General features: G+C 70.9%; 12 protein-coding genes and 1 pseudogene. 7 read left to right on the top strand and 6 right to left on the bottom strand.

Going from position 1 to position 13,070, the window contains the following annotated elements; translation table 11 throughout:
- From ACZYZ5_RS09090 to ACZYZ5_RS09075, 4 genes and pseudogenes are all read left to right on the top strand, one after another.
- Positions 1–221 (top strand): annotated as a pseudogene (locus ACZYZ5_RS09090) (DUF3618 domain-containing protein); the annotation flags it as partial.
- Positions 222–304: 83 nt separating this feature from the next.
- On the top strand, positions 305–1,471 hold the full coding sequence (locus ACZYZ5_RS09085) for a YihY/virulence factor BrkB family protein (protein WP_463901092.1): 1,167 nt from the start codon (positions 305–307) through the stop codon (positions 1,469–1,471).
- A 74-nt stretch (positions 1,472–1,545) separates the two neighbouring features.
- Positions 1,546–2,445 carry a universal stress protein gene (locus ACZYZ5_RS09080; RefSeq protein WP_463901091.1) on the top strand — a complete coding sequence of 300 codons (900 nt, stop codon included), beginning with the start codon at positions 1,546–1,548 and terminating at the stop codon, positions 2,443–2,445.
- 63 nt (positions 2,446–2,508) lie between these two features.
- The gene (locus tag ACZYZ5_RS09075) at positions 2,509–3,516 is read left to right on the top strand and encodes a zinc-dependent alcohol dehydrogenase family protein (RefSeq protein WP_463901089.1); all 1,008 of its coding nucleotides are present in this window, start codon (positions 2,509–2,511) and stop codon (positions 3,514–3,516) included.
- A gap of 31 nt (positions 3,517–3,547) precedes the next feature.
- Here the strand turns inward: ACZYZ5_RS09075 and ACZYZ5_RS09070 are convergent, their stop codons facing one another.
- Complete coding sequence (locus ACZYZ5_RS09070; RefSeq protein ID WP_463901087.1) at positions 3,548–4,543, bottom strand: polysaccharide deacetylase family protein; 996 nt, start codon at positions 4,541–4,543, stop codon at positions 3,548–3,550.
- A gap of 32 nt (positions 4,544–4,575) precedes the next feature.
- Positions 4,576–5,691: an SDR family oxidoreductase gene (locus ACZYZ5_RS09065; protein WP_463901085.1), complete on the bottom strand. Its 1,116-nt coding sequence runs from the start codon at positions 5,689–5,691 to the stop codon at positions 4,576–4,578.
- A 227-nt stretch (positions 5,692–5,918) separates the two neighbouring features.
- Here ACZYZ5_RS09065 and ACZYZ5_RS09060 point away from each other — a divergent pair, with 227 nt between their 5' ends.
- The 3 genes from ACZYZ5_RS09060 to ACZYZ5_RS09050 all read left to right on the top strand — a co-directional run bounded on the left by ACZYZ5_RS09060 (position 5,919) and on the right by ACZYZ5_RS09050 (position 8,798).
- Entirely contained in the window at positions 5,919–7,898 is a 1,980-nt protein-coding gene (locus ACZYZ5_RS09060) for a heavy metal translocating P-type ATPase (protein ID WP_463901084.1), read from the top strand.
- A 272-nt stretch (positions 7,899–8,170) separates the two neighbouring features.
- Entirely contained in the window at positions 8,171–8,650 is a 480-nt protein-coding gene (locus tag ACZYZ5_RS09055; RefSeq protein WP_463901082.1) for a DUF6325 family protein, read from the top strand.
- A gap of 1 nt (position 8,651) precedes the next feature.
- Complete coding sequence (locus ACZYZ5_RS09050; RefSeq protein ID WP_155855732.1) at positions 8,652–8,798, top strand: hypothetical protein; 147 nt, start codon at positions 8,652–8,654, stop codon at positions 8,796–8,798.
- A 123-nt stretch (positions 8,799–8,921) separates the two neighbouring features.
- On the opposite strand, the gene ACZYZ5_RS09045 is transcribed toward ACZYZ5_RS09050, so the two are convergent.
- From ACZYZ5_RS09045 to ACZYZ5_RS09030, 4 genes are all read right to left on the bottom strand, one after another.
- On the bottom strand, positions 8,922–9,716 hold the full coding sequence (locus ACZYZ5_RS09045) for a glycosyltransferase family 2 protein (protein WP_463901079.1): 795 nt from the start codon (positions 9,714–9,716) through the stop codon (positions 8,922–8,924).
- A gap of 5 nt (positions 9,717–9,721) precedes the next feature.
- The gene (locus ACZYZ5_RS09040; protein WP_463901077.1) at positions 9,722–11,146 is read right to left on the bottom strand and encodes a PIG-L family deacetylase; all 1,425 of its coding nucleotides are present in this window, start codon (positions 11,144–11,146) and stop codon (positions 9,722–9,724) included.
- Positions 11,140–12,246: an acyl-CoA dehydrogenase family protein gene (locus ACZYZ5_RS09035; protein ID WP_463901075.1), complete on the bottom strand. Its 1,107-nt coding sequence runs from the start codon at positions 12,244–12,246 to the stop codon at positions 11,140–11,142. The genes ACZYZ5_RS09040 and ACZYZ5_RS09035 overlap by 7 nt, the downstream gene beginning before the upstream one ends.
- Before the next feature lie 146 nt (positions 12,247–12,392).
- Complete coding sequence (locus ACZYZ5_RS09030; protein ID WP_463901073.1) at positions 12,393–13,070, bottom strand: O-methyltransferase; 678 nt, start codon at positions 13,068–13,070, stop codon at positions 12,393–12,395.

Raw genomic sequence — 13,070 nt, 5'->3', positions numbered from 1 at the left:
CGGACGCCCTGAAGACCGCGGCCGAACCGCTCACCACGGAACTCACCGAGGCCGCCAAGCACGTCGCGGAGGGGCTCAAGGAGCCCGCCCAGGCCGCGATGGAGAACGTCAAGGCCACCGCCGCTGACGCGACCGAGCACGTCAAGGCCGAAGGCCAGGGCGCCGTCGCGGACGTCAAGGACCGGACCGCCGAGGCCAAGGACAACGTCCAGCAGGCCTGACCCGCTGGCACCCGGCCGGCCGTCCCGCGCTCACGCGCCGGGCGGCCGGCTGACGCACTTAACCCCCTGAAGGAAGAACTCCCATGTCCAAGAACCCCGCCGCGGCAGCGACTCCGGCCGACGCCGAATCGCAGGAGAGCAGCACCGCCAAGGCCCGCACGGCGCCCGCACCGGATGACTCCCGCAAACCGGACAGCCCCACCGACGTCAGCAAACCCTCGTGGAAATACGTCGCCAGGAAGACCTTGCGCGAATTCACCAAGGACCAGTGCCCCGACCTCGCCGCGGCACTGACCTACTACTCGGTGCTCTCCATCTTCCCGGCGCTGCTGGCCCTCGTGTCGCTGCTGGGCATCTTCGGACAGCCCGAGAAAACCACCGGGGCGCTGCTGGAGATCGTCCAGGGCGTCGCCCCCGGAGACACCGTGGAAGCCATCCGCGAACCGATTCAGCAGCTCAGCAGTAACTCCGCCGCCGGACTGACCCTGGTGCTAGGTATCCTCACCGCCCTGTGGTCGGCCTCCGGCTACGTCGGGGCGTTTGGTCGGGCCATGAACCGGATCTACGAAATTGATGAAGGCCGGCCGTTCATCAAGCTCCGTGGAACCATGCTCGCCGTCACCATCGCCACGGTGCTGATTGTGGTGCTGCTGGCCGCCATGCTGGTCCTCAGCGGCCCGGTGGCAGAGTCCGTCGGCAACGCCCTTGGCTTGGGCGGGACGGTCCTCACCGTCTGGAACATTGCCAAATGGCCCCTCATCGTGCTGCTCGTCGTGGCCGCGATCGCCATCCTCTACTACGCCACGCCCAATGTGAAACAGCCCAAGTTCCGCTGGATGAGCCTCGGCTCCCTGATAGCCCTGGTGATCTTCCTGCTGGCCTCCCTGGCCTTCGGGTTCTACGTCGCCAACTTCAGCAGCTACAACGAGACCTACGGCACGATCGGCGGCGTCATCGTTTCGCTGCTCTGGCTCTGGATCCTCAACATGTCGCTGCTGTTCGGCGCCGAATTCGACGCCGAAATGGAACGCGGCCGCCAGCTCCAGGCGGGCATCGAAGCCGAGGAAACCATCCAGCTGCCACCCCGGGACACCAAGCAGAGCGACAAGCTGCAGGCCCGTGAAGAGGAAGACATCCACCGCGGCCGCGAACTGCGCGAACGCAGCGGCGGCCCCGGCACGGAGGCCGCGGCGGGGTCCCGGTCCGCCCGGGACGAGTATCCCCTCAACCCGCGGGACCAAAGCCCCTAGCCCTTTCGGGGACCCTGCGTTCTACTAGGGGCAAAGTGCCGCCCGGTGGCGGACTTGGCTGACCGGGAGGACGCATGACGGTACCCGCCGAAGGGGTCGAACGCAGCACGGTGGCAGTGGGCTACGACGGGTCCGAGGCGGCGCAGGCGGCCGTCCGGTGGTCCGCGGAGTACGCGGCCGCCGGAGGGTACCGGCTCCGCGTCGTGCATGCCTGGATCTGGCCCGTATTCACCAAGAAGCTCGGACCGGTCAAGGGGGTCGAAGGCAGCGGGCTGCGGCACGCGGCGGAGGTGGTCTTGGCGGAAGGTGTGGAACTGGCCCGCACGGCCGTCGCCGCCGCCCAGGCACCCGCCGCGGGGTCGGCGGGCGCACCCCGTTCCGTCGTCGAGGGTGTCATGGAGGCGGGGCTCCCGGCTGCCGTGCTGCGCGACGCCGCCCGTGATGCCCGCCTCCTGGTGGTCAGCAGCCGCGGTGTCGGCGGCGTGCTGGGGCACGTTGCCGGGTCGGTCTGTCTCGACCTGGCCGGCTCCTCCCCGTGTCCTTTGATGGTCATCCGCCGGCCGCGCAGCCCCGGCCAGGCCGCCGGCCCCGTCGTCGTTGGCATCGACGGGACGTCCCGGAGTTCCGCGGCGCTGGCCGGCGCCGCCCGGCTGGCGGGGATGCTGGGCACCACCCTGCAGATTGTCCACATCGACCAATCCCGCGGCGGTGCCCGGGAAGGGCACGGACGGCACGGCCCGCTGCACGGCCAGGAACTCCTGGACCACACCGTGGAGGAGGCCCGGAACCTCGCTCCGGAGCTGTCGGTCTCCGGGGTCCTGCGGGAAGGCCACGCGGCGTCCAAGGAACTGCTGGCAGCCACCGATGACGCCGAAGTGCTGGTCATTGGAACCCACAACCGTGAGGGAGGTCCGGGCAACACCGTCTCACGCGTCCTGAACAAGGCGCGCTGCAATGTCCTGATTACGCGCTGACCCCGCCCCACCGGACCACCGCCTTCAGAGGGGAGCTGGAGGTTCTAGCAGAGGAGGACGCCCGTGCGAGCCTGGCGGGTAGGACAGCCCGGGCCGATGAGAAGCGGCCCCCTGGTGGCGGACGAGTGCCCCGACCCCCGGCCGGGCCCGGGTGAAGTCCTGTTGCGGGTCCGAGTGTGCGGCGTCTGCCGCACCGACCTGCACCTGGCCGAGGGCGATCTCGCGCCGCGGCGCCCCGGCGTCATCCCGGGACACGAAGTCGTCGGCGAAGTCGTCAAGTGCGGGGCCCGCGCCACGCGGTTTTCCCCCGGAGAACGGGTGGGCGTCGCCTGGCTCGGCGGGACCTGCGGCACGTGCCGCTTTTGCCTGCGCGGCGCGGAGAACCTCTGCCTCTTCCCCGTGTTTACCGGGTGGGACCGCGACGGCGGCTACGCCGAACTCATCACGGTGGCTGAGAACTTTGCCTACCAGCTCCCGTCTAGCTTCTCGGACGAGGAGGCGGCACCCCTGCTGTGCGCGGGAATCATTGGCTACCGCGCTCTCTGCCGCGCCGACCTGCCCATCGGAGGACGGCTGGGAATCTATGGCTTCGGCGGATCCGCGCACCTGGCGGCCCAGATCGCCCTCTTCCAGGGCGCGCGCGTCTACGTGATGACGCGGTCCGAGGAGGCGCGCGCCCTCGCCCTCGAGCTGGGGGCTACCTTTGCTGGCGGCGCCGACGAGCAGCCGCCGGATCCGCTGGATTCCGCGATTCTCTTCGCCCCGGCCGGCAGCCTGGTTCCGGCGGCCCTGCGTGCCCTGGACCGGGGCGGCACGCTCGCCGTCGCCGGTATCCATCTGAGTGACATTCCGCCGCTGAACTACGCCGCGGAGCTCTTCCAGGAACGCCAGCTGCGCAGTGTCACCGCCAACACCCGGGCCGACGGCGAGGAGTTCTTCCGCGTCGCGACAGAGATCCCGCTGCGGCCCACCACGGTGTCCTATCCGTTCTCGGCCGCGGACAAGGCCCTGCTGGACCTCTCGGAGGACCGGGTCACGGGAGCGGCGGTGCTCCGGATGGACGCTCCCTAACCGGAATGCGCGCCCGCCGGGCGCGACTCCGTCATGACAGCAGCGCGTCCAGGGTGGTGAAGCCGTAGCCGGCCTCGCGGATCCGCTCGATCATCCCGGGCAGGGCGTCGGCGTCGAGGGTGGTCCCGTCGTTGGGGTTGGAGCCGATGTGCATCAGCACGATTTCACCGGGCCGGAGCCCGGCCAGCGCCCGGTCCGCCACGATCTGGGCCGTGATCCCGCCGCTGCGGCCCTTCCAGCCCAGGGTGTCCACCGTCCAGCGGACGGGCAGGTAGCCATAAGCGTTGACGGTGGCGATGGTGCGGGCGTCGCGTTCGCCGAACGGGAACCGAAACAATGGCCGCGGATCCCCTCCGCCGGCCCGGATGGCTTGCTCGGCTCCCGACAGCTGGTCCCCGATCGCGGCGTCGGGGAGCCCGGTGAAGCCCGGATGGGTCATCGAATGGTTGCCCAGCCGGTGGCCGCCTGCCACGATCGCGGCGACTCCCTCAGGGTTCGCGGCCGCCCAGTTGCCGGTGAGGAAGAACGTGCCGCGCACACCGGTGGCGGCCAGGGTCTGCAGGATGCCGGGCAGCCCGGCCGAGTTGGCGCCGGCGTCGAACGTCAGCGCCACCACCGCGCCGGCCCCCGGAATCACCTCGACGTCGCGGCCGGCGAGCGCGGCGGGGAACGGGGCCGGCGGTGCGGGCGGTGGCGCGAGGGGCGCCGGCGGTTCAGATGCCGGCGGAGGTGCGGGCGGTGCCGGAGCCGGACCGGTGGGCAGCGGCGCGGGCACGGCGGAAGCCGTTTCGCTGGCGGCGGGGACCGGTACGTCCGACGGCGACGACCCCGGCGTCGCGCTGTCCGAGGGGCCGGCGGTGGCCGGGATCGTCGGCGAAAGCGGCGCCGTGGGCGACGGTGGCGCCGCCGGTTCGGCCGACGGCGGGACAGTCGTCAGGACGGCGGACAGCACCACCGCGGCGGACAGCAGAAGCACCACCGCCACGGCCGCCAGCCACCGGCGCCGGTCGGAGAGGAACGACCACATGTTTCACGGTGGCACTACCGGCCACAGGCGAACTAGGGCTGAAAGGCCCCCGGGGCCGCGGACGCTGCCGGAATCAGGCGGTCGGCCCGGAACCGGTCGAACAGGCGGGTGAAGGAATCTTCCGTGCGGCGGTACCCGGTAAAGCCGGCCAGACGGCTCTTGCTCATATCGGTGACGACTTCGAGGTTCCGGCCCAGATCACCGTCCGTGTGCCACCAGGAGGCAACCCGTGTGAGGTCGGGTTCGGCGAGCCCGTGGCGGGCGGCGATATCTGCCCAGAGGTCCTCCTTGCCGAGCATCTGTTGTTCTAGCGGGCGGGGCCGGTCTGCATACCCGACGGCTTCGACCCCGAAATAGGCGGCGATCGCAGGCCACATGCGCCGCCAGCGGAAGATGTCGCCGTTGACGATGTTGTAGGCCTCGTCGCCCACCCCGTCGGCGGTGGCCGCCCAGATCATGTGGTCCGCCAGCAGCCCGCTGTCCGTCATGTCCGTCAGGCTGTTCCACTGCGTCTCGGAGCCCGGGAAGATGAACGGCTGGCCGAGCTCCCGGCAGATGGATGCCTGGACGGCGAGAGTGAGACCCATGTTCATGGCATTGCCGACCGCGTGCCCGATCACCGTATGCGCCCGGTGCACGGACCAGCCAAAGCCCTGCTTCCCGGCGGCAGCCCACAACTCGTCTTCCTGGGCGTAGTAGAAGTTGGGCGTCGGCAGCCTCGGCTCGCTTTCCCGGAAGGGAGTGTCCGGCATCTCCCCCGCCGCATACGCTTCAAACGGGCCCAGATAGTGCTTCAGCCCGGTCATGAGGGCCACATGCTTCACCGGATGGCCGCTGAGGCCGGCCAGCAGGTTCCGCAGCATGGCCGCGTTGGTCTCGATGTTTTCCTGTTCCGTGTTCATCCGTGACCATGCGGTGTAGAACACGTGGCTCGCCCGTTCGCCGGCCAGGGCTTCCCGCAGGCCCTCCACCGAATTCAGGTCCGCACTCACATGGCGGACATCGCCGCGCCGGATCGGGCTGCGGGAGAGTGCCACAACGTCCCAGCCCTCATCCGCGAGCCTGTCGACCAGGGCTGACCCGGCAATCCCGCTGGCGCCCACCACCAGGGCAGTCTTGGTCTCAACGGTGTCTGAACTGCTTCGCACGCCATTCCTCCTGGTACTGTCCGCCGAGCCGTCACCGGTCCCGAGCTGCGGGCCGGTTCGGCCGGGACGGGTCTTCCCCCGCCCCGCTCCAGCGTCTCATGCCCGTGAGGGGACCGCCCGCCGGTGCATCGTGGCCTCTGCCCGTACGGACCCCTACGGAAGGGCGCCGCAGTAGGATGCAAATAGTGGAAGACGCGTGAAGACAACGCGAAGCGAAGGCAGGATCCGTGAATCTCTTGCTCCGGTATCCGCTTGTTGCGGGCACCATAGCTGCCCTGCTCGCGGTCCTTATACTGCTCCTGTCCGGGCAGCCGCTGATTGCGCAGATCTCAGCCAGCATCTACGCCCTGGCCGTGGCGGCCTACCTGGCCGTCGGCATGGTCCGCCGGCTGATCGGCGGCCAGTGGGGCATCGACATCCTGGCGGTCACCGCGATCGTCAGCACGGTGCTCGTCGGCGAGTTCATCGCCTCCATGATCATTGTCCTCATGATGGCCGGCGGGACCGCCCTGGAGGACTATGCCGCCGGCCGGGCCAAGAAAGAACTAACCTCCCTGCTGGAGCGCGTCCCGCACACGGCCCACCGCGAACCCGGCGGCAGCTCCGCCGCCGGAACCCCGACAAACGGAGCCGGCACACCCGGCACCGACGCAGCAGGAACCCCCACAAACGGCCAGCAGGAGGACGTTGCCGCCACGGACGTGGAGGTCGGTGACATCCTGCTGGTGCGGCCGGGTGAGGTGGTGCCGCTGGACGGCATCCTGCTCTCGGAATCCGGCAGCTTCGACGAGTCCTCGCTCACCGGGGAGAGCCTTCCGGTGGAGCGGGTTGCCGGCGAGGGGCTGTTGAGCGGCTCCCTCAACGGCGAAGCCGCGGTCCGGATGCAGGTCACGGCCCGGATGGAGGATTCGCAGTACAGCCGCATCGTGGCACTGGTCAAGGAGGCCGCGGACAGCAAGGCGCCGATGGTGCGGCTCGCGGACCGGTATGCCGTGCCGTTCACTGCCCTGGCCTACGTCCTTGGCGCGATCGGCTGGATCGTCAGTGGCAGCCCGGCCCGCTTCGCGGAAGTGCTGGTGGTGGCCACCCCGTGCCCGCTGCTGATCGCCGCCCCGGTGGCCTTCCTGGGTGGCATGAGCCGCGCCGCGCGCGGCGGCGTTATCATCAAATACGCCGGTGTTCTGGAACAACTGAGCCGGATCAAGACGGTCGCCTTCGACAAGACCGGCACCCTCACCTACGGCCGGCCGGCCCTCGTCGCTGTCCGGACCGCGGGGTCCTTCACCGAAGACGAGGTCCTCGGGCTGGCGGCGTCCGCCGAACAGTATTCCTCCCATGTGCTGGCCGCCTCGGTGATGAATGCCGCGCACACCCGCGGGCTGGCCTTCGAAACCGCCACGGAGGCCACGGAATTCGCCACGCACGGTGTCCGGGCCCGCTTCGACGGCCGCGACGTGGTGGTCGGCAAGCCCAACTTCGTGGGCGAATCGGCCCCCGGCGTCGGGGCAACGAAGCTCGCCAGCGGCGAACTGGCCATCTACGTGGGCGTGGCCGGTGAATTCGCCGGGTCCCTGGTGATGAGCGACCCGATCCGACCGGAAGCCCGCCGCACCCTGGCCGAGCTCAAGGAACTCGGCGTCAGCCGGACGGTGATGCTGACCGGCGATGCGCTCGCCACCGCCGAGCACATCGCGGCTGAGGCCGGGCTCACCGATGTCCGGGCCGAGTGCCTGCCGCCGGACAAGGTCGACGCCGTCCGGTCCCTACCCCTCCGCCCGGTCATGATGGTCGGCGACGGCGTCAACGACGCCCCCGTCCTGGCCGTCGCCGACGTCGGGATCGCGATGGGCGCGCGCGGCTCGACGGCGGCCGGCGAGTCGGCCGACGTCGTGATCATCCTCGATGACCTGTCCCGGGCCGCCTCCGCCGTGCGGATCGGGCAGCGCACCGTGAAGGTGGCGCTGCAGAGCATCTGGATCGGCATCGGGCTGAGCGTGGCGCTGATGGTCGCGGCGGCGGCCGGCCATATCCCGGCCATCGCCGGCGCCCTGTCCCAGGAACTCGTGGACCTGGCCACGATCCTCAATGCGCTGCGCGCGCTAAGCCCCGGCAGGAAGGCGGCCGGGATGAAGCTTCCGGGGCACAAAGCCGCTGCTACCGGGCCGATGCCTGTTTCTCGGCTTCCGCGATCCGCGGAACGGTCCTGAGGTAGCTGTCCGGGTCCCGGTCCACGCCCAGGACCAGCTGGGTGAGGTCTCCAAAAACTTCAGGATCCCCACCTCCCAGCGGACGCACGACCGGTTGAGCCAAACGTAGACCATGATGTTTTGAAATTCGAGGAGATCAGATGCGCTGCCCGATCCCGGATGCGTGAGGTCACCCTGCGGGGATGAGGCGCCACGCCGCACCGGGGGCACAGGATAAGACTGCGGCGGTCCGTCGGATCGCCAGTACCCCATGAGAAACGGAGGTCATCAGCATGGCTGAGACATTGGATGAACTAGGGCCGGTGGACTGGCTCGTCGTGGAGTTCCCGGGACCCAACTTCGGTAACGGCCAGATCGCCCCGTTCCTGGAGGACCTGGTCAAGCGTGACCTCATCAGGGTGCTCGACATGGTGTTCCTGAGGAAGACCGAGGACGGCACGCTCGAGACGGCGGAAATCTCCGACCTCGACGCGAGCGAGCTCGGCGAGATCCGCATGGCCGAGGCCGACCTGGCCATGGTGCTCTCTGAGCAGGACGTCATGGACCTGGCCGAGACGATTGAGCCCGGCCACTCCGCCGCGGTGCTCGTCTGGGAGAACCAGTGGGCGGCCCCGTTCGGCGCGGCCGTCCGCAAGGCCGGCGGCCAGCTCGTGGCCAGCGGCCGGATCCCGACCCAGGCCGTCATCGCCGCTTTCCAGGCCGACGCCGAAGCCGAAGCCCAATCGCCCGAAGGAATGAAGGAAGGAGCCTGACATGCCACTGGCAGCACGACGCAGGCGCAGGACCGCCGCCGCCGTCGGCGGGGCCGTTGTCGTCGCCCACGGGATTAACCGCCGCGGTGACCGCCGTGAGGACCGGAGGGACGACCGCGGTGACCGCCGCGAGGACCGCCGCGACTGACACCACGGAGCCGGCTCCCGGTTCCCACAGAGGGGTGCGCATGACCTTTCCGGGCCATGCGCACCCCCTGTGTCTGTCCACCTGATTCAAGACCGCGATGACGGCCTGGCCCGGCGGTCCGACTTAGTCGATCGCCGGTAGCCGGTGCCGTCCCAGCGTCCGCAGGTAGGCGCCGAAGCCATGCGGCGCCCGGGCGTGGGTCCGGCCCGAGGTCAGCACGCGCATGCTGTCCGTCGCCGTGACGGTGAAGGCGCGGTTGCGGAGGCTGTGCACCAGGGTCCGGTCCTCGTGCGAGGAGAGTTTGGGGAAGCCACCGGCGGCCAGGTAGGCCGAGGCCCTGACCCCGAAGTTGGCTCCGTAGATGTGCGGGTGGTCCTCCTCGAAGGGGTGGCGTTCCAGCCAGCGCCGGAGCAGCTCCGGGTCCATCCCGGCCGGGTCCGGCTCCACCGAGCCGAGCACGGCGTCGGCTCCCGCGTCCGCGAATTCCAGCTGCCGGACGAGCCAGCATTCCGGCACCTGCGAGTCCGCGTCCGTGTTGGCCAGCCAGGTCCGGCCCGCCCACGTCGGGGGTGTCCACCGCAGGCCGGGCGCACGGCGCCGGGCTGTGCCGATCCCGGCGGCCCGGATACCGGCCCCGCGGCTGGCGCCGGCGTTGCGGAAGGTCACTTCGAGGGCGCCGAAGCGGCGGTCCGCCGCGGCGTAGCGGGCGGCGATGCCGGCGGAGCCGTCGGTGCAGCTGTCCAGCACCACGGTCACCTGGACGTCCACGTCGGGCCGGACCCGGTGCAGGGCGTCGGCGGCGCGCTGCACGGCCAGCAGGGCGCGGCCGAGGTGCTCGTCCTCATTGTGGGCGGGCATTACGACGGCGATCCGGTCGATGCTGTGGCCGCGGGGCAGCGGCAGGGCGTGGGTGTTCATTTCGTCTAGCCTTCCGGACCGGGCAAGGGGACCGCGGCGGGCCGGGGTTCGCCGCCGACCCCGGGCGCGATCAGGACCTCGAGAATGAAGTCGCGTTCCCGGTAGAGTCCGGCGTCGGCCCAGCCGAGGTGGCGGCGGGCGGCGGCGTGGACGGAGTCGCCGTCGAGCTCCCAGCCGGAGATGGGGTGGCGCCAGTGGCACAGGGCCAGGGTGCCGCCGGGCAGAAGGGCTACCTCGACCCGTGCGAACAGCTCGGCCAGCTCGGCGGGCGCGAGATAATATCCGACCTCGGAGACGACGATCAGGTCGAAGCGGCCGTCCGGCCAGTCCTGCGGGACGGTGAGGTGACTGGTCCGGGCTGCGGGCAGGTGTGCCAGGCGGCGGGCGGCGTGGGCCAGCGCGGCGCTGCTCGCGTCGACGGCGGTGAAGCTGGCGCAGCGCTGCGCGAGGTCCACGCTGAGCGTCCCGATCGAGCAGCCGATTTCAAGCCCTGCCGCGTAGTTCAGGCCGGGCAGTGCCGCGAGCGTGAGGGCACGCTTACGGTGTTCGTACCAGCTGGTGGTGTACTGCCAGGGGTCGTCGGTTCCGGTGTGGACGGCGTCGAAGACGCCTTCCGCGTCGGCGGCGGCATAGGCGACACCGCGGCCGGCGGCCGGGCGCTGCCACGCGAACGTCTCGAACGGACGTTCGAAGTGCTCCAGGATCGCCGGCGGGAGCAGCACCTCGTCCCCGGGCTGACCGGTCAGGGGACGGACCTGCGAGGTGTGGGAGGCCATCGCCGCCGCCTTGGCCTGCCGTTCGGCAGGATCCAGCGGAAGGCGCAGCCAGGACTGCCAGGCCTGGTCCGCGGCGTCCGCCCAGAGCCAGTACCAGATGGGGTATTCCAGCAGCCCGTGGCCGCCGGCGTCGGCAGCCTCGGCCGCGGCGGCGCCCAGCGCCTCGTGGTCGGTGTGGCCGTCGTGCCGGTACGGGGCCACGAGGGTGATGCGCTCCGCGGCCAGTCCCGCTGCGGCAGCGTCAGCGATGGCGTGCTGCAGCGCGGTGTGCACCTCCGGACGGTGGGCGGCGAGCCCGCCGTCGGGCAGGGCGAGGAACCGCCAGTCCGGGTCTCCCAGCAGGTGCGCGAGCGCGCCGCCGAATTCCTGGAGCCGCACGGCGGCGAGCTGTTCCGGCGTCGTGGTGGGTGAGTCCGGGTGGGAGGCCTCCCCCGCCGTGCACAGCAGCACCGTGACGCGGGCGCCGAGCGCCCGGAGCCGGGCCATCAGCCCGCCGGCGCCCAGGGATTCGTCGTCCGGGTGCGCGGCCAGGACAATGAACGCCTGCCCGGCGAGCTCGCCGGTGTCCAGCGGCAGCTCCGGGAGCGCAGCGAGTCCGCTGGCTGCCCAGGCGTCCTCGCCGGTTCCAGCGTCCTGATGGGTGAAGCTCACCATGGGTGGTCTCCCTTGAGCGTGAGGGCACCAAGCTGGGCGTCGTCGCGCATGGCGTGGTGCTGGCGGATGTAGAGCGAGAGGTCGGCCATGCGCTTTCCGTAGACCTCGTCGAAGGCGAGCGGTGCGGGCCCGAGGTTCTGGCTGACCAGCGTCTGGATACGTTCGACGGCGGCGGCGACGGCGCCTCGGACGCGGAGGGCCTCGCTCCACGCGCCGGTGTCCGTGAGTTCCCCGGCGTCGATCCGCCTGGCGGTCCGGGCGAGGTAGCCGGTCAGGGCGGTGAGCGTGCGGTCGATCTCGCCGAGGTGGGCGAGCGCGAGCTGGTCCGGGGCGCGGCCGCCGTCGGCCGCCGTGAGCAGGGACGCCTTGAAGCCGCGGGCCACCGCGACGGCGCCGCCCAGCCAGCAGGCCGCCACTCCCATGCCGCCCCAGGCGAAGCCGGGCCGGCGGTAATACCAGCCGGCATCGCCCAGCGGCACGGCCGGGACGGCGTCGAAGAGCACGGTGCCGCTGGGGATTTCCCGGAGTCCCCGGCTGGTCCACTGCGGATCCTCGAAGCTGACGCCCTGGGCGTGGAGGTCGACGGCGAACGCCGCCCGGCCGCCGTCGTCCAGACGCGCGGTCACGACGGCGTGGTCCAGCTGGGCGGCCAGGGAACACCAGGGTTTGGCGCCGTGCAGCAGGAAACAGCCGTCCGCCGGTTTCGCTTCCAGCCGCAGCCCGGGGGCTTCGGCGGCAAACACACCCCAGGCACCGTCGGCGCCCTCGCCGTCCCGGTCCGGGCAGTCCCGGCCGTTCAGCGCCGGCTGGCCCGCGGCCTGGGTGAGGATCGCCGTTGCGTCCAGGTGGGGTTCAATGGCCCGGCCGGCGGCGACGTCCACGGCCGTGACGGAGGCCAGGATCTCCCAGAGGAACGCCGTCCGCCCCCCGCCGGGCAGCGGGGCAGCTGCTGCGGCGGCTTTGGCCAGCTCCAGCAGCGCCGGGACATCGCCGGCAGCCGCCCGGGCCGCCTCCAGCAGCGGGGTGAGGCCGGCCAGCTGTTCCGGCGCAGAACTGATTCTCACGGCGACCGGCCGCGGGGAATCGGGAGTCCGGTTCATTCGGTGGCCTGTTCCCTTTCGAAGTGCGTCTGGTGCTCCCGGCGTCCATGCCTGCGGGCCGGGCTACTGCTCAGTAAATCTAAGCACACTGAGCACTTTGGGATCTCCGGCGGGCGTCCCGGCGCCGCTGCTCGCCTCCAGCGACGCTACAGCACCCGTGCGAGCGCGAAGCCGTCCCAGCCCTTGGAGCCCACCGTCTGGATGACGGTGCCGTCCAGCCGCGGGTCTTCGCCCAGCATGTGCAGGGCACTGATGATGCCCGGGGCGTTGACGGCGTCCATCGCGGGTTCCAGCACGGCGCCTTCCCAGACCACGTTGTCCATCACGACGGCGGTGCCGGGCCGGCCAAGGCGGACGGCCCAGTCCAGGTAGTGCGGGTTGTTTTCCTTGTCCGCGTCGATGAAAACGAAGTCGAAGGGCTCGGCGCCCTCGTCGGCGAGCGCCTGCAGCGTGTCCAGTGCGGCCCCGACCCGGATCTCCACGAGGTGGCCCAGTCCGGCGGCGTCCACGTTGGCGCGGGCCACCTCGGCGTGTTTGGGGAGGTATTCGCACGTGAGCAGCCGGCCGCCGTCGGGCAGCCCCTGGGCCATCCAGATGGTGCTGAAGCCGGCCAGCGTCCCGATCTCCAGGACGCGGCGGGCCCCGGAGAGCTGCACCAGCAGTTTGAGCAGTTTTCCGGCGGTGGAGGCAACTTCGATGGGCGGCAGGCCCGCCTCGAGGGCGGAGCTGACCGCGCGCTTCAGGGAGCTGTCCGGTCGGACCACAAGCTCGGACAGGAAGTCCTCGACGGCGATCCAGCGGGCGGTGGGCTGATGCTCGAACAT

Source organism: Pseudarthrobacter ribosi (assembly GCF_055412865.1).
The sequence above is the reverse complement of the archived record's forward strand: the minus strand, read 5'-3'. Positions and strand labels throughout refer to the sequence as shown.

Excerpts from the sequence above, each read along its gene's own strand:
- ACZYZ5_RS09085 (WP_463901092.1), top strand. The coding sequence starts at position 305 with ATGTCCAAGAACCCCGCCGCGGCAGCGACTCCGGCCGACGCCGAATCG.
- ACZYZ5_RS09035 (WP_463901075.1), bottom strand. The coding sequence starts at position 12,246 with ATGAACCGGACTCCCGATTCCCCGCGGCCGGTCGCCGTGAGAATCAGT.
- ACZYZ5_RS09050 (WP_155855732.1), top strand. The coding sequence starts at position 8,652 with ATGCCACTGGCAGCACGACGCAGGCGCAGGACCGCCGCCGCCGTCGGC.
- ACZYZ5_RS09030 (WP_463901073.1), bottom strand. The coding sequence starts at position 13,070 with ATGTTCGAGCATCAGCCCACCGCCCGCTGGATCGCCGTCGAGGACTTC.
- ACZYZ5_RS09055 (WP_463901082.1), top strand. The coding sequence starts at position 8,171 with ATGGCTGAGACATTGGATGAACTAGGGCCGGTGGACTGGCTCGTCGTG.
- ACZYZ5_RS09040 (WP_463901077.1), bottom strand. The coding sequence starts at position 11,146 with ATGGTGAGCTTCACCCATCAGGACGCTGGAACCGGCGAGGACGCCTGG.
- ACZYZ5_RS09070 (WP_463901087.1), bottom strand. The coding sequence starts at position 4,543 with ATGTGGTCGTTCCTCTCCGACCGGCGCCGGTGGCTGGCGGCCGTGGCG.
- ACZYZ5_RS09045 (WP_463901079.1), bottom strand. The coding sequence starts at position 9,716 with ATGAACACCCACGCCCTGCCGCTGCCCCGCGGCCACAGCATCGACCGG.
- ACZYZ5_RS09080 (WP_463901091.1), top strand. The coding sequence starts at position 1,546 with ATGACGGTACCCGCCGAAGGGGTCGAACGCAGCACGGTGGCAGTGGGC.